Consider the following 14,474-nt stretch of genomic DNA (forward strand, 5'->3'; position numbering starts at 1 on the left):
TACATTACAGGTCGTAGCTCAAAACTACTCTGTATCCTACATTCCAGTAATCTGATCTAGATTTAAATAGTGGCGTTAATAAAAAAGGGCGCTTGAATTAAGCGCCCTGATGTTTCAATTATTTAGTGAAAGGGCTACCTTCACATTCGAGTACGTGCCATGGCAGACCATGCTCGTTAAGCATATCCATGAATGGGTCTGGATCGAATTGTTCCATGTTCCATACACCTGCTTCTTTCCATGTGCCGTTAAGCATAAGCGCTGCGCCAATCATCGCAGGAACACCTGTGGTGTAAGATACTGCTTGCGCGCCTACCTCTTCGTTACATTTCGCGTGGTCACAGTTGTTATAGATAAAGATAGTTTTTTCTTTGCCATCTTTAATGCCTGTGATGTAAGTGCCAATGCACGTCATACCGCTATAACCTTCAGCAAGTGAGCCTGGGTTAGGAAGTACTGCTTTCAAGAACTCTAGTGGTACAATCTTCTGGCCTTGGAATTCAACTGGCTCAATGCTAGTCATACCAATACCTTCAAGTACACGCAGGTGGTTAAGGTAAGCATCGCCAAAGGTCATCCAGAAGCGTGCACGCTTAAGGGTAGGGAAGTGCTTAACAATAGACTCTAGCTCTTCGTGGAACAACAGGTAAGATGCGCGAACACCAATGTTTTGATAGTCCAGATCTTCACGTACGCTTAACGGATCGGTTTCTTTCCACTCGCCGTTTTCCCAATAGCGACCGCGTTGGGTAATCTCACGAATGTTGATTTCAGGGTTGAAGTTAGTCGCGAAAGCCTGGCCGTGATCGCCCCCGTTACAGTCTACGATATCAAGATAGTGGATTTCGTCGAAGTAATGCTTAGCTGCATATGCTGTGTAAACGTTAGTTACACCTGGATCAAAGCCACTGCCAAGAAGGGCCATAATGCCCGCGTCTTTAAACTTGTCTTGGTAAGCCCACTGCCACGAGTATTCAAATTTCGCTTCGTCTTTAGGCTCGTAATTGGCGGTGTCTAGGTAATCAGTATTAGTTGCAAGACATGCATCCATGATTGGAAGGTCTTGATATGGCAACGCAAGGTTGATTACTAGGTCTGGCTTTACTTCGTTGATAAGTGCTTCCACTTCTTTTGCGTTGTCAGCATCAACAGCGAAAACACCCTTAACGCGATCTGCACCTACTTCTTGCTGTAGCGCTTCACACTTAGATACCGTGCGGCTTGCTAAGTAAATTTCGTCGAAATGTTGCGGTAAACGTGCACATTTTTTCACAGTTACCGACGCAACACCGCCAGCACCAATAATTAAAACGCGAGACATAATAACTAATCCCTAATTTTGCTAATGAATTTTGGGCTGAATGCTAGCAGACCAATGGGATTTGGCAAGCAAAGACAGCCCATGACAGTACAAAAAATTTTAATCGTAACAACGAATGTAAAAGGTATTGCACACCTACTAGCGGCCTACCTTTCCAAGGCCTCATTATTGACCGTTTATGGTCTACGCCGAGATACGTCGTTCAATAGAAGTTTGAGCTGATACGAAAGCAGACACGTTTTTAAAATTAATAACGTGTCTGCAATTCTGCTCGGTTTAAAATATAAAGTCGCTCGAATTTCAGCGGGTAACCGTATCAATTGGTGGCGATATGACTACCTTATCATCAACTTTGTAATAAGGGTAAAGAATCAAACGCTCTTCATGATTTGGTGTAGCAGTGGCTATGGCAATGGCGTCGAGGGTTTTACTGTCTTGGGTATTAACCGCCGCAGCATAAACCAATACGCTGTAGCTGTTTGTGTCGGTGGTGGTATCGATAATTCGCCACTGAAGCTGCTCGATAAGCTGTGACTCTCGCTTCTTACCTTGTGTTTCGTCGTTGAAAATACAACCTACTCGGCCGTTTTCATAGATGGCAGCAAAGGGGTAAAACACATCGCATACGGGTAACATAAGCTCACATAAGCTTAGTGACTTCGACACGAGTACGTTTAATGGCGTTGGCAATGTAACTGGACGGTCGATCATAGCGCATCTCCTGTAAGTTAGCGTTGCTGGACACTTGCTAATACCTACGCTTACTGCGTCACATTAGTTTAATATTCACCATTGCGATAGCTAAACATTACCATTTCATACTAAGAGACTAACCTAGGGCCTGTTGACCTTTGTTGTACATTTTTGCAGCGGTCTGTGTGCCATCTAGACAAGGCGAATGTTTGACGGTTTAGTGGTTCTAAATCGAGAACATTCAACGCAGTATAGATGGCACAAAGGCGCTGCCCGAAGGGGTCGTTATGGAAGCCTTTTACTCTTTGTCACAGTCCTTTAACTTAGCCCGCTAGGCTTGCAGGACTGTTTCGCGATTAAAAGGCTTCCATTTAGACCAAAATTCGTACACCAAAGGTCAACAGTCCCTAGAGCGATTGCTTTTTATCGGTTGTTTTTCAACGCGACTTAATAGTTCGGCGATGAGGAAGTGGACATTAGCTGTAAGGCGCTAAAAGTTGTTTTTGGTATTTCAGTGGTGTTGTTGAGTACCACTTTTTAAAGGCGTGGGTAAATGATGATTGTTCCTGAAACCCCAATAAATCTGCGGTATCAGCGATGGAGTGATGTTTCAGCAAATCATCTAAGCGGGCTTTGCGTTCGCTATTGAGAATTTGTTGAAAACTAGTGCCACTTTGCTTCAATTTTCGCTGTAAGGTGCGCGGACTGATAAAAAGTGCATTGGCTACGCGTTGCTGATCGCAGCCTTTTAAGGTTGGATTGGCTTTTAAAAGCGCAACGACTCTATGACTTATGTCTTCATGCTGATTAGCGTAGAACTGGCTATTGGCACATTGAACACGGTCGCCGCCTTTGCTCGCCATTAGTTCTTCTTCGGATACTTTTACGAGCGCACTAAACATCGCTTTGTTCTCGCTGGTAAATGTAATATGTAAAAGGTGCTGAGGAAAAATAATGGCGTTGGTGTTGGCGTTTTCAACCACCTCACAATTGAACCACATCGCTAGCATGGCTTTTTCCGAATCGCTCAAAGGAAACGTAAAGGTGATGGCATTCAGTTTACAGGCAGAACCTAATATCTTGTAGACAGTTGCTACCCAGGCTGTGGTGTTGCGCAATACCATCTGCTTGCAATCGGCGCTTTTGGGTACCCACTCAACGCGGGTATTGTCAGGTTCGAAAAACACGCTAGTGGTGCCGATGTCAGCGACTAAAGCGTCAAAGCGGGTAAGCGCATTTATGGCTTGAGCCAAGTTTTCGCAGCTTTCAACAAGGTAACCCAGCACCCCGTAATCTTTCGCCTGAATATGTTTACCTAATTCAAAACCAAATAACGAATTGTTGGTTAATGCGACCCCTTGGTTTAACAGCTCAACGTATACATCCATATCAACACGTGAAGAGCCAGACAGTGAGTCATGCTTTTGGGTAGTTAACGAAACATTGTCGGCATTAACGCCTAAGCTAACTAAATAGCTCACCGTACTTTGGATATAGGCTGAGGAAACTGATGGCATATGCTTGTCGCAAAATAACAAAAACACTGTCGCATTAACGCAAGATAAAATAGAAATGTCAATTTATGCTAGGAGCCGTCAAAAAAGGAAATAACGTAGATGGTTAACGTTTACTACCAAAAAAATATTGCTGCCATGCCCAAAGAACTGCGCGATACGCTGCTTGATCACCAGAATTTAAGCGATTTTTTCAACGCGTCATTTAAGGTATTGAAAGCAGAAAATGATAATGAGATTAGCGGCGGAAAGGGCTGCGTAAGAGAAGTCACTATTCTGGGAGTACGCTTTAAAGAAGAGATTGTTCACGCAGATACAAACGGCATTGAGTATAGAGTGGTTGATGACTTCCCAGTGAAGGCGCACAGGGGCGCTATTGCGTTCACGTCACAAGAAAATGTTACAAAGGTTTCTTATCGCATAACCTGTCGCGCCCCCTGGTACATACCTAGCTGGTTACTGTCGCGCCTACTGCAAAACGATATTGAGCAATGTCTAGATAAGTTAGGAGCACGCTTTGATCCCCGTTGAACTTATTTTGCTAGGCTTGAGCCCCGTATTTCTACTGTGTGTTTTTGTTGAATTTAAAAAAGCACGACAGTTTTACAATGTAAAAGACAGTGTGAATAATGCCTTACTTGCACTACTTCACCAGGGCTCTGATGCCTTAGTATTGCTTCTACTAATGCCTTTTTTTATTTGGTTGCACCAGTTTTCACTATTTAAAGTAGAGCTTAGTGCACTGTCACTTTTTGCAGGTTTTGTCCTACAAGACTTTTTGTATTACTGGTTTCATCGCGCGTCACACAACATACACTGGTTTTGGCTAGCGCATGTGGTACATCACAGTTCAACAAAAATGAATTTTACTACGGCTTTCAGGCAAAGCGTTTTGTATCCGTTTGTGGGCATGTGGCTCTTCTGGGTACCCATGATTCTTGTTGGTTTTTCGCCAAGTCTGGTCTTTGCCATTGTCGCTATCAATCTGGCGTACCAGTTTTTCGTGCACACTCAAACGATTGGACACTTAGGCTGGGTAGAGCGCATCTTCAACACGCCTACGCATCACCGTATTCATCACGCAACGAATAAACCTTACATTGATAAAAATTATGGTGGCGTACTTATTATATGGGATAAGTTATTCGGCACGTTCGCTGAAGAAGACAAAACGATAAGGATAAAGTACGGCATTTTAGGAAAAATGCCTAAGGACAATCCACTTAGCGCCAACTTCAGTCAAATAGGTGTGCTTCGTGAACAGCTTCAACACGCAAAAGGGATTAAAGCAAAGTTAAAGCGGTTGTTTGGCTATCCTGTCGCAGATTGATACTAATGGTCTTACACAATCAAAGTACTAGATGGATTGCCAGCGCTACCTAGAGAAGCGCTAGCCTTGGTATAGCACTATTCTTTACTAGCAATTTTCTGAAGGTTGCTGTGAATTTTGAAAAGTACGATAAGCAGTTCGCACCATATTCTTGCGCCAATACAGCCAGACACGATAATAAATAGGCCGTATACAAAACTCGCGTCGTACCCTACAAACATCGTTGTGACGCCACTTACCACAGATCCTAAAAGCAATAGCCAGTACACGAAAGTGATAATCTTAGGGGTTAACATTGAGTCGAAGAAGAAAATATCTTTCATAATCATTCCTTGATGAAGTTTGCAGGTAGCAAGCGCTAATGTTTATGCCGCATCCTGCGACAAACTTCTTGTTGTTATCGTTGTTTAGTGTTTAAAAGAATTGTGAGCAAGCTCACAGGGATAGTTGTAACACCGAAAGGTAGTGAGCGCAACACTCTGTTATAAAAGGTTTTATCTTGCGCCTTGCAAGCCGCCTGTGTGCAGTACAACAATGCGTGACCCGTCTTCAAACATACCTTTGGCCAGCATATCTTTAACTGCCCAAAAGGCTTTGCCGGAATAAACAGGCTCGATATCAAAATCGAAAGTATTATTAAAATCGTTGCAGAAGGTTTGAAGCTCATTTGGCGCTTTGGCGTAACCACCGAAGTGGTAGTTGTGGTCAATATGCCAATTTGACCGCCCAAGCGAGGCTGGAAGAAATTGTTCGACTAATCCTTCTAAGTAGTCTTCACCCTTCAGCACGCCAACACCGACAGCGTTGCAACCAGTGTGATGGAGAGTGTCTTTCGCATTATTTTCATTACGTTTATTCAATGCACTGACTATTCCCGCCAAAGTGGCCCCACTAGCGACAGGAGCGACAATAAAATCAAAGTCTATGTCGATTTCATCAACCATGTCCTTTATCCCTTGAAGCGCTTGTGCTTGGCTTCCGCCCTCAGGAATGATCATCGCGTCAGGTTGCTGCTGCTTAAGATGAAGTAGATATGCGCTATCGTTTCGCTTTTTGTAAGTGACTCGGTCTACATAGTCGATACGGGTGCCCCAACTTTTCAAATCCTCAATCATGGGTGTAGGTGCAGCGCTGTAGTCACCGCGAATAACGGCGTTAAAAGGAATGCCCAATTTATAACAAACAAAGCCTAGTGCATGCAGGTGGTTAGAAAAACCGCCGCCGAAACTCACAATCGTTTTTGGCAACGGGCTGGTGAGCGCATGACTTAGCTTTCGCCATTTATTACCTGACATTACAGGGTGAATAGCATCATCACGTTTAACAAATAGCGATACCTTGCTGGCACCTTCCCAATTTGGCTTAAATGGGACTAGCGGTGAGGGCAGGGTTAATGACGATTTAAATACATCAAGGGGAAGCACAACGAGAGCCTAGTGTCAGTTGATCAAATGTGTGGAGGCAAGAGTATAACCAGATAGAAATTCAATAAAAGACCTGTAATGTTTATTACGCTAATAAGAGCATAGTTATGGTTATCAAAATGTATGGCCTATTTCGCCAGTTGAGAGCTAAATCCTTACCAATGCGCCCAGAAAGTGCCAGTGGTGTGTGGGGATATTCGATGTATAGCGCTAGCATGGCTGCGAAGATGTTTTCCATCATTCTTTTTGTTTCGTTATCAACAAGCGGGCTAATCATGTCAAAGAATGCGGTTGCGCAAGAGCCAGATGCAAAGCACATCAGCAATTATGTTCCCAATGCAAAGCTCGTTGGAAAAGGAATGTTCTCTTACTACTTCTGGGATGTGTATACCGGTGAGCTTTATGCGCCTGATGGCGCTTACCAAAACCAGCCCCCCTTTGCACTAAAGTTAACGTACCAGCGAGACTTGGAAGGCAAGAAAATTGCCCAGCGTTCTATCGATGAAATGAAAAAGCAAGGAGACCTATCGGCTGACGACTCAGACAAGTGGCTTTCCCTAATGAATAGTATCTTTCCTGACGTCAGCGAGGGCGATGTCATTACCGGTATCGCTACGAAAGATGGCACGAGTGTGTTTTACGTGAACGGTGAAAAGGCTGATGAAATTGAAGACAAAGTATTTACACAGCGTTTTTTTGATATCTGGCTAAGCGATAAAACGTCTGAGCCAAAATTTAGAAAGAAGTTATTGGGAAACGGATAAGGGCAACGCTTTATTAGCATTACGCCAAGTCTATCTCGTCAATTGATTAAGGTTGCGAAAGTGATAAAGAATACGGTGAAGTTTGTTTTAGGAATCGGAATTGCCGCTTTAACGGTGGCAGGGCTATCCGGATGCTCTGTTTCAGTCGATGGTGAAGACTACAGGTCTGTATCGCCTGTTTTCGATATTGAGCAATTTTTTGATGGGAACGTTAAAGCCTGGGGCATTGTTCAGAACCGCTCGGGCGAGGTGGTGCAAAGGTTCGTAGTAGACATCGATGGTTCAGTAGATGGCGATACGTTAACCCTTGATGAATCCTTTAATTACGGTGTGGGCGACGGTCCAACGTCCCGTACTTGGACCATCGTAAAGCAGAGTGATAATAGCTATGTGGGTCGCGCGAGTGACATTGATGGTCCAGCCAAGGGCACAAGCTTTGGCAACGCATTTAACTTTCATTACGAGATGGATTTGCCGGTGGATGACACTACCTATTCAGTGACGTTTGACGATTGGTTTTGGGCATTTGACGACAGTACTATGATGAACCGTTCGTATATTCGTAAGTTTGGCATTGTGATGGCAGAAGTCACCATATTTATGCAAAAACAAACAGACTAATACGCCATTAACCTCGTTTTTGAAAAATGCTGGCCAGTAGATTTACTGGTCAGTGAGTTGTTACTCGTCGGCCCTCCATCTTCATATATTTCCGTTTTCGTTTCACATTTGAAACTAATCGACATTTACTTTGGCATTACCCGTGAGGTGGCATTTCGTTCCATGCTAATGTAAGCGTTTAATTCGTTATTTTTCTTTGCTTAGGAGCGTTCATGAAAGTTGCATTGATGATGGAAAACAGTCAGGCGGCTAAGAATCCGGTAATATTAAATGAGCTTACAAGCGTGGCGGACTCACTGGGACACGCTGTATTCAATGTGGGTATGAACAGCGAAACTGATCACCATCTTACCTATGTGCACTTAGGCATAATGGGAGCTATTCTACTCAACTCAAAAGTTGTCGATTTTGTGATTTCAGGCTGTGGTACGGGTCAAGGGGCTATGATGTCATTGAATGCTCATCCAGGCGTATTTTGCGGTTATTGTATCGACCCTTCAGATGCATTTTTGTTTAACCAAGTTAACAATGGAAATGCGTTAGCGTTACCTTTTGCAAAAGGCTTTGGATGGGGCGCTGAACTTAATGCGCGTTATATCTTTGAGAAAGCGTTAACAGGCGAGCGTGGCGCGGGCTATCCCGTTGAACGTAAAGAACCTCAAGTACGAAACGCTGGTATTCTCGCAGATTTGAAACGTGCGTTGGCTCCAGAGAGCTACGTCGATTCACTGAAAAAAATGGACGTTGAACTGGTTAAAACAGCCGTATCTGGCGAGCGTTTCCAGCAGTGTCTATTTGACCACGGTCAAGATGAAGAGATTAAAGCGTACGTGAAGTCGCTGTTAGCGTAAGCGACTGGCACAAATCACAACGTTGAAAATGTAGGATAAAAACGCTGATGCTAAGAAAAAAGCGTCAGCGTTTTTTATTTTTTGTCGACAAAAGCAATAGTCCAAAGTTTAACGCTTAAATGTAAATACCACACCTAACCCGTGCCCTTTAACTAGCGGGTCGTGAATAAACCAAATGTGGCCGTCGTGTAACTTCACAATGGCAGACACAAGCGATAAGCCCAACCCATTTCCCTTACTGGTTCTACTGCCGTCTGCCCGATAAAATCGGCGCTCCAGATTCACAATTTCATGTTCTCCCACGCCAATTCCCGCATCGTTCACGGCAATCACGATATGACTTGCTGTGGTAGAGAGCTTTACGGTGACCACACTTTTTTCGTTAGAGTACTTTATGGCGTTGTCTAACACGTTAGCTACAGCTTGAAATAGCAGGTTAGGATCGGCAAGCATTGTAACTGCATCGAGCTCGCTCGATAGGGTAATGTCGCGCTCTTCTGCAAGGGGGTGATACAGGTCAACCACGTCCTCTACGATGGCGCGTACGTCAGTGGAACAAAAGCCTTCTTTCTTATTGGTGGTTTCAAGCCCACTTATGCGTAACAAGCTGTTAAACATGTTTAGAAGGTTGTCGGCTTCTTGAGTTGTATCTTCCCTTAGTTGAGTGTCTTCGATTTTTTCTAGCGTGTTACGAAGTCGAGATAATGGAGTGCGAAGGTCATGGGCGATGCTATCGGTCACTGACTTTATATTGTTGACTGAACTCTCGATAGTATCGAGCATTTGATTAAACACAAATGACAAACTGCTCAGATCGTCCCAATTACTGTCAATTTCTAAACGCTCTTGCAGGTTTCCCGTTTTGATAATCTTATCCGCCGTTTGCGACATGCGGTTAATTCGATTAACCACGTAAACGGCTATAGCGAAGCTCAGCACACTCAAGGTACAAAGCAACACCACAATGATCCAGCTGAACGTTTTACCAAACCACTGTGCGCTGTATAAATCGTCAATGCCACGACCAACGTAAAGCACTTGATCGCCAAGGGTTACTTCTCTCATAAGTGCTTGGCGCAGCGTTTTTCTCGTTGTGCTATTGGGGCGTGTGATAACTATTTCTGCGGTAGCAAAACTGGCGCCTTTGTGGCGCTCAAGAACAAGGGGAATTGACGACAAATTGCCAGCCACAACTTGTTCATCTTTACTCAGTGCAACAAATGAACGTAGGTGGTCGGAGGCTGAGGTGATTGTTGAGCCATTTGGCGAATGTTGGCCATTGTCTTTGGCTATCGCTAACTTAACCGCGTCAATACCGAGGTTTTCATAGAGAGTAATAAGCGCGTTTGTTTTGGCATTAACGGCAGCATTCGATTCCGAAATAAACAAGTCGCTGCTCGTTAATCGCCAAAAATAAACAATTAAAACAATGGCAATACAAGCTAGAGTGGTGAGCAATACGCCTACGCGAAAACTTGAACTACGCGTAAAGTCGCGTATTGCTATCATGCAAGCCCATCCGCTATTCGATACCCTGTGCCTCTTACGGTTTCGATAAGCGGGACATTAAACGCCTTATCCACTTTTTGACGCAAGCGGCTAATGTGAACATCTATCACATTCGTTTGCGGGTCGAAATGATAGTTCCAAACCTGCTCAAGCAGCATGCTTCGCGTCACGACTTTACCCTTGTGACGGAGCAGGCATTCAAGCAATTGAAATTCTTTAGACTGCAGGTCGATCTCTTGATCGCCACGCAGTACTTTGCGGTTAACCAGGTCTAGAGTGAGGTCGCCTACTTTTATCAGCGTTTTGTCTTCACCTTTTTTGTTACGACCTGCAAGGCCCTCAACGCGAGCAAGTAACTCTTCAAAGGCAAAAGGCTTAGTTAAATAATCATTAGCGCCTGTGCGAAGGCCTTTGACCTTGTCTTCAACCTGACTTTTTGCACTCAGTAATAAAACGGGCGTTGTGTTGCCTTCTTCGCGAAGTTTTTCTAAAACAGAAAAACCGTCGAGTTCGGGCAGCATCACATCCAGAATTACGGCGTCTAATTCGTTACTTGACGCCTGTTGGTAGCCTGATGTTCCATCACCTACAGTAATACATTCATGCCCTTCACCCAATAGTCCATTTGCAATGTGCGAGGCAACCTTTGGATCATCTTCTACAAGTAGCACTTTCATTATTACGCTTCTTTTGTTTATCAACATTCACACACTTGTTTGGCGTTGCTGTTGCCATTATGTGGCGATTAATCGTCAGCAAGCAAAATCAAGCAGTCGCAAAGCAGTATCGCTTTCACATGCTTTTACGAGTGTTAAGTAACGAAACGATCACTTTTAAGCTTTTTCGCATGTAGCGACAATTTGTTCAGGTGTCTAGTGCCCTAGGGGGCGCATGCACAGTGCATTGGCTTGCTCTACACTATTGAACTACACTGGGGCCCCGGTCAACGTGCACCTTAATCAAACACTTAACTTAGTTAGCCTCTGTCAAAACGCATGCTGGCGTTATAAGGCGTGAAGTGTTGAACATCGCCTCGTGCACATTTTTCCTGAACTTCGTGCCAATATTCAGGGGTCATCAAATCACCGTGTAACGATTTAAGTATATCTTTGAACTTGCGTTTACCTACAATGAAATGCTCAAACTGTTCAGGGAATACGTCGTTAGGCGCTACCGAGAGCGTATCAATAGCATAAGGATCGTCAGATTTCGGCAGGGATCTAAAATTGCGCTCATTCATTAAACAAATTTCATCATAGTCGTAGAAAATAACGCGGCCATGACGGGTAATACCGAAGTTTTTATGTAGCATGTCGCCAGGAAATATGTTGGCCATGGCAATTTGCTTAATGCACAGTCCAAGCTCATCTAGTGCACGGGTAATTTTCTCTTCATCTGTTTCTTCTTGTAGATACAGATTAAGCGGCGTCATTTTCCGTTCAATGTACATGTGTTTAATGATGAGTTCAGATTCAGTGAATTCTAAGCTCGATGCACACGTCTCTTTGAGTTCATCAATTAACTCAGGCTCAATTCTGTCTAGCGGAAACCTAAAATTCACATATTCATGAGTGTCGGCCATTCGGCCCACACGGTCTGACATTTTTACGAGTTTGTAGCATTCCTTAACGTGCTCACGCGTGATTTTTTTGCTCTCTGCAAACTCGTCTTTAATAATCTTAAACACCACGCCATAAGACGGAAGATGGAAAACCATCATGACCAGGCCTCGAATGCCCGGGGCGGCCTCAAATTTGTCGTCCGACTCGTCCATGTGCTGCAAGAAGTTGCGATAAAACACTGTTTTACCGTGCTTGTAGTGTCCCATTGCCATGTACAGCTCGAAGTGCTTTTTATTGGGGAGAAGCTCTTGAAGAAAGGCGGCAACTTCCGCAGGGTTTTGAGTGTCAGCCATAAAGTAGCTGCGAGCAAAACCGAAAATAACGCTTAAGTCTGTGCGATCAGTTAGCAGCGCATCCACAAACATATGGGGTTCGTTATAGCGTCTCATAGCGATAACAAACGGCAGCGTTTCGTCGGGCATGCAAATTCGCCCAATCAGGTAAGCGGCTTTTCCTCTAAAAAACGTAGGCTTAAGGATTTCCACAGCTTGAACGCTGGCTAGCTGCTCCTTATTCAACCGAGCGCGAAGCGCGCTTTCAAGGTTCTGTAGGTCTCGCTCGAAGTTTTCAAATGGAATGTTGTATCGATATATCTTAAAAATTGACTCGTACATTTCACGCACCGTGGTGGTGGTGTCGAAGCTGTTAATCACTTTGTCTCTGTCTTGCCCGGGTAAGAAACAGCGGCTGGGCAAGACAAACATCATATCGTTATCGATTTTTCTATGTTTAAACAAGCGGCCAATTACAGAGTTGTAAAAGGTTTCGGCTAGCTCAAACTGCGGGTGGCCTTCTAGCTGTAATGCAAATACTTTCTTAAGCTCTTGCCAGAAAGCGTCGTCTTTTTGATGTACTTGAGTTAGCTGATAAATTTCGGCGACAGCATCTGACAGGCTTTGCTCGTAAATGGTTATTCGCTCTTTAGAGGCAAGCTGAGTTTCTTTCCAATTTCCTTTTTCGAACCTTTCTTGAGCGCCACGAGTGATGCGGGTGAACCATCGATAACTCTTATCGAAATGAGACAAAATTTGATAGGCAACCTTTCTTACCAAACTCTTGTCTTGGCTAGTAGCTAACTCTTGCATGGTCTTGTGTTCCTTATTTTGTTACTCGCTATATCTACCACAAAATAGATAGCTTGAAGAGTGAAGTCTGGCGCAGATAGCGATTAAGTTACCAATTATCAGACACTTTTTTGTTTTATTATACTTTCGTTTAATGTATTCTGTTGGCGGATTAATAACCAATTATAAGTTTGTATTTGATGGGTTTTAATATTCTTATTTGTGATGACTCGGCGCTGGCGCGAAAAATGGCGAGAAGCAATTTGCCAGATGGCTTTGCTGAAACTATTTACGAAGTGTCAAATGGTATGGACGCGTTGGAAGTATTGGCTCATCACACAATAGATTTGGTTTTACTGGACCTGACCATGCCTGTTCTTGGTGGTATCAGTGTGTTGAGTGAAATAAAACGCCGTCAACTAGAAACGTTTGTTATCGTCGTGTCTGGCGATATTCAGCCAATGATGCAAGAAAAAGTGATGTCTTTAGGTGCACTGGGTTTTATTGAAAAGCCGATAAAGCGAGACGTACTAACGTCAGTTTTGCAGCGCTTTGGCTTTATTCTTCCCGATACTTACAAACCAGCGATTGCGGGTTAAGATTTTAACGACTTATAAAGAGCGTTGTAAAAAGCGTTGATAAAGGTTGATGAGAAAAATTGATGAAAAGGGGCGAACTGCGGTTCGCCCTTTTTCATATGCGCTTAGTCAAACCAGTGGCGCGTTTTGTTCGCAAACCACACTAGCGAAAGCATAACGGGCACTTCAACTAATACACCCACCACAGTGGCAAGTGCTGCGCCGCTGTGTAAGCCAAATAGTGAAATGGCTACGGCTACTGCCAATTCAAAGAAGTTTGACGTACCAATCATACATGCCGGCGCTGCAACATTGTGCGGTAGTTTCATGCGTTTTGCTGCAAAGTAGGCAATAGCAAAAATACCGTAAGTTTGTATTAGCAGTGGTATCGCAATAAGTACGATATCTTGGGGCTGCGATAATATAGTTTCTGCTTGAAGGCCAAACAAAATAACAATAGTAAGCAGTAACCCAATTACTGAGAACGGCTTAAATTTACTTACTAGCGCGTTAACAGCGTCATTTCCTGAACCTGTTTTCTGCGCGCTGTTGTTTTTGTTTTCCAAGTGGCGGCGCGTTATATAACCCGCGACCAACGGTAATACTACATAGAGCGCTACAGAAAGAAGCAGTGTGTCCCAAGGAACAGTGATATCTGTTACGCCAAGCAGCATGGCGGTAAGTGGTGCAAAGGCAACGACCATAATAAGGTCGTTTATCGATACCTGCACCAGCGTATAGTTAGCGTCTCCTTTTGTTAGGTGACTCCAGACAAAAACCATGGCAGTACAAGGAGCAACGCCCAGTAAAATCATGCCGGCAATGTATTCAGTAGCGGTTTGCGGGTCTACCCAGTCGGCAAAAATACCTTTAAAGAATAGCCAGCCCAAGAGCGCCATAGTGAATGGCTTAATAAGCCAGTTAACCACGAGTGTAAGCACTAAGCCTTTTGGTTTTTTACCCACATCTTTAATAGAGCCGAAGTCTATTTGCACCATCATTGGGTAAATCATTAGCCAAATAAGTACTGCCACTACAAGATTTACGTGTGCATATTCAAGCGCTGCAATAGACTCGAATACGCCAGGCAAAGTATAACCTAGGCCCACCCCCGCAATAATGCAAAGACCAACCCACACTGATAAATAACGTTCAAAGAACCCCATTTCTACTCACCTTTGTC

The 14,474-nt window shown here is 43.9% G+C and carries 15 protein-coding genes; 6 read left to right on the forward strand and 9 right to left on the reverse strand.

Annotated elements, in window-relative coordinates:
* Positions 1–118: 118 nt before the first annotated feature.
* The 3 genes from KUL49_RS13310 to KUL49_RS13320 form a co-directional block, all read right to left on the reverse strand.
* Positions 119–1,321: a saccharopine dehydrogenase family protein gene (locus tag KUL49_RS13310; RefSeq protein WP_131137591.1), complete on the reverse strand. Its 1,203-nt coding sequence runs from the start codon at positions 1,319–1,321 to the stop codon at positions 119–121.
* 300 nt (positions 1,322–1,621) lie between these two features.
* A complete protein-coding gene (locus tag KUL49_RS13315; RefSeq protein ID WP_014999348.1) occupies positions 1,622–2,032 on the reverse strand; it encodes a hypothetical protein in 411 nt (136 codons plus the stop codon).
* Between the two features lie 458 nt (positions 2,033–2,490).
* Positions 2,491–3,531 carry an AraC family transcriptional regulator gene (locus KUL49_RS13320; protein ID WP_242633831.1) on the reverse strand — a complete coding sequence of 347 codons (1,041 nt, stop codon included), beginning with the start codon at positions 3,529–3,531 and terminating at the stop codon, positions 2,491–2,493.
* A gap of 99 nt (positions 3,532–3,630) precedes the next feature.
* Between KUL49_RS13320 and KUL49_RS13325 the strand changes: the two genes are divergently transcribed.
* Together KUL49_RS13325 and KUL49_RS13330 are read left to right on the forward strand one after the other, a co-directional pair.
* Positions 3,631–4,059 (forward strand): SRPBCC family protein, encoded by a 429-nt coding sequence (locus KUL49_RS13325; RefSeq protein ID WP_131137592.1) that lies wholly within the window; start codon positions 3,631–3,633, stop codon positions 4,057–4,059.
* Positions 4,046–4,858, forward strand: a complete 813-nt coding sequence (locus KUL49_RS13330) for a sterol desaturase family protein (RefSeq protein WP_131137593.1) — start codon at positions 4,046–4,048, stop codon at positions 4,856–4,858. Before KUL49_RS13325 ends, KUL49_RS13330 begins: the two co-directional genes overlap by 14 nt.
* A gap of 77 nt (positions 4,859–4,935) precedes the next feature.
* Here KUL49_RS13330 and KUL49_RS13335 read toward each other — a convergent pair whose 3' ends face one another.
* Together KUL49_RS13335 and KUL49_RS13340 are read right to left on the reverse strand one after the other, a co-directional pair.
* On the reverse strand, positions 4,936–5,181 hold the full coding sequence (locus KUL49_RS13335) for a DUF4282 domain-containing protein (protein ID WP_014950508.1): 246 nt from the start codon (positions 5,179–5,181) through the stop codon (positions 4,936–4,938).
* Positions 5,182–5,352: 171 nt separating this feature from the next.
* Positions 5,353–6,282 (reverse strand): 1-aminocyclopropane-1-carboxylate deaminase/D-cysteine desulfhydrase, encoded by a 930-nt coding sequence (locus tag KUL49_RS13340; protein WP_131137594.1) that lies wholly within the window; start codon positions 6,280–6,282, stop codon positions 5,353–5,355.
* A 107-nt stretch (positions 6,283–6,389) separates the two neighbouring features.
* Between KUL49_RS13340 and KUL49_RS13345 the strand changes: the two genes are divergently transcribed.
* The 3 genes from KUL49_RS13345 (at position 6,390) to KUL49_RS13355 (ending at position 8,518) form a co-directional block, all read left to right on the forward strand.
* Positions 6,390–7,046 (forward strand): chalcone isomerase family protein, encoded by a 657-nt coding sequence (locus tag KUL49_RS13345; RefSeq protein WP_131137595.1) that lies wholly within the window; start codon positions 6,390–6,392, stop codon positions 7,044–7,046.
* Between the two features lie 60 nt (positions 7,047–7,106).
* Complete coding sequence (locus KUL49_RS13350; RefSeq protein WP_014950505.1) at positions 7,107–7,667, forward strand: DUF3833 domain-containing protein; 561 nt, start codon at positions 7,107–7,109, stop codon at positions 7,665–7,667.
* Between the two features lie 212 nt (positions 7,668–7,879).
* Positions 7,880–8,518, forward strand: coding sequence for an RpiB/LacA/LacB family sugar-phosphate isomerase (locus tag KUL49_RS13355; protein WP_131137596.1), 639 nt, complete (start codon positions 7,880–7,882; stop codon positions 8,516–8,518).
* A gap of 108 nt (positions 8,519–8,626) precedes the next feature.
* Here KUL49_RS13355 and KUL49_RS13360 read toward each other — a convergent pair whose 3' ends face one another.
* The 3 genes from KUL49_RS13360 to aceK all read right to left on the reverse strand — a co-directional run bounded on the left by KUL49_RS13360 (position 8,627) and on the right by aceK (position 12,734).
* Positions 8,627–10,027: a HAMP domain-containing sensor histidine kinase gene (locus tag KUL49_RS13360; protein ID WP_131137597.1), complete on the reverse strand. Its 1,401-nt coding sequence runs from the start codon at positions 10,025–10,027 to the stop codon at positions 8,627–8,629.
* On the reverse strand, positions 10,024–10,704 hold the full coding sequence (locus KUL49_RS13365; RefSeq protein WP_131137598.1) for a response regulator transcription factor: 681 nt from the start codon (positions 10,702–10,704) through the stop codon (positions 10,024–10,026). Before KUL49_RS13365 ends, KUL49_RS13360 begins: the two co-directional genes overlap by 4 nt.
* A gap of 299 nt (positions 10,705–11,003) precedes the next feature.
* Positions 11,004–12,734: a bifunctional isocitrate dehydrogenase kinase/phosphatase gene (gene aceK / locus KUL49_RS13370; RefSeq protein ID WP_131137599.1), complete on the reverse strand. Its 1,731-nt coding sequence runs from the start codon at positions 12,732–12,734 to the stop codon at positions 11,004–11,006.
* Between the two features lie 179 nt (positions 12,735–12,913).
* On the opposite strand from aceK, the gene KUL49_RS13375 reads away from it, so the two are divergent.
* The gene (locus KUL49_RS13375; RefSeq protein ID WP_131137600.1) at positions 12,914–13,312 is read left to right on the forward strand and encodes a response regulator; all 399 of its coding nucleotides are present in this window, start codon (positions 12,914–12,916) and stop codon (positions 13,310–13,312) included.
* A 104-nt stretch (positions 13,313–13,416) separates the two neighbouring features.
* Here KUL49_RS13375 and arsB read toward each other — a convergent pair whose 3' ends face one another.
* On the reverse strand, positions 13,417–14,457 hold the full coding sequence (gene arsB, locus KUL49_RS13380; protein ID WP_131137601.1) for an ACR3 family arsenite efflux transporter: 1,041 nt from the start codon (positions 14,455–14,457) through the stop codon (positions 13,417–13,419).
* Between the last annotated feature and the right edge of the window lie 17 nt (positions 14,458–14,474).

The sequence above is a fragment of the Alteromonas sp. KUL17 genome (genome assembly GCF_006538305.1).
GTDB classification, from domain to species: domain Bacteria; phylum Pseudomonadota; class Gammaproteobacteria; order Enterobacterales; family Alteromonadaceae; genus Alteromonas; species Alteromonas macleodii.

Excerpts from the sequence above, each read along its gene's own strand:
- arsB (WP_131137601.1), bottom strand. The coding sequence starts at position 14,457 with ATGGGGTTCTTTGAACGTTATTTATCAGTGTGGGTTGGTCTTTGCATT.
- KUL49_RS13365 (WP_131137598.1), bottom strand. The coding sequence starts at position 10,704 with ATGAAAGTGCTACTTGTAGAAGATGATCCAAAGGTTGCCTCGCACATT.
- aceK (WP_131137599.1), bottom strand. The coding sequence starts at position 12,734 with ATGCAAGAGTTAGCTACTAGCCAAGACAAGAGTTTGGTAAGAAAGGTT.
- KUL49_RS13360 (WP_131137597.1), bottom strand. The coding sequence starts at position 10,027 with ATGATAGCAATACGCGACTTTACGCGTAGTTCAAGTTTTCGCGTAGGC.
- KUL49_RS13355 (WP_131137596.1), top strand. The coding sequence starts at position 7,880 with ATGAAAGTTGCATTGATGATGGAAAACAGTCAGGCGGCTAAGAATCCG.
- KUL49_RS13315 (WP_014999348.1), bottom strand. The coding sequence starts at position 2,032 with ATGATCGACCGTCCAGTTACATTGCCAACGCCATTAAACGTACTCGTG.
- KUL49_RS13345 (WP_131137595.1), top strand. The coding sequence starts at position 6,390 with ATGGTTATCAAAATGTATGGCCTATTTCGCCAGTTGAGAGCTAAATCC.
- KUL49_RS13310 (WP_131137591.1), bottom strand. The coding sequence starts at position 1,321 with ATGTCTCGCGTTTTAATTATTGGTGCTGGCGGTGTTGCGTCGGTAACT.
- KUL49_RS13325 (WP_131137592.1), top strand. The coding sequence starts at position 3,631 with ATGGTTAACGTTTACTACCAAAAAAATATTGCTGCCATGCCCAAAGAA.
- KUL49_RS13335 (WP_014950508.1), bottom strand. The coding sequence starts at position 5,181 with ATGAAAGATATTTTCTTCTTCGACTCAATGTTAACCCCTAAGATTATC.
- KUL49_RS13320 (WP_242633831.1), bottom strand. The coding sequence starts at position 3,531 with ATGCCATCAGTTTCCTCAGCCTATATCCAAAGTACGGTGAGCTATTTA.
- KUL49_RS13375 (WP_131137600.1), top strand. The coding sequence starts at position 12,914 with ATGGGTTTTAATATTCTTATTTGTGATGACTCGGCGCTGGCGCGAAAA.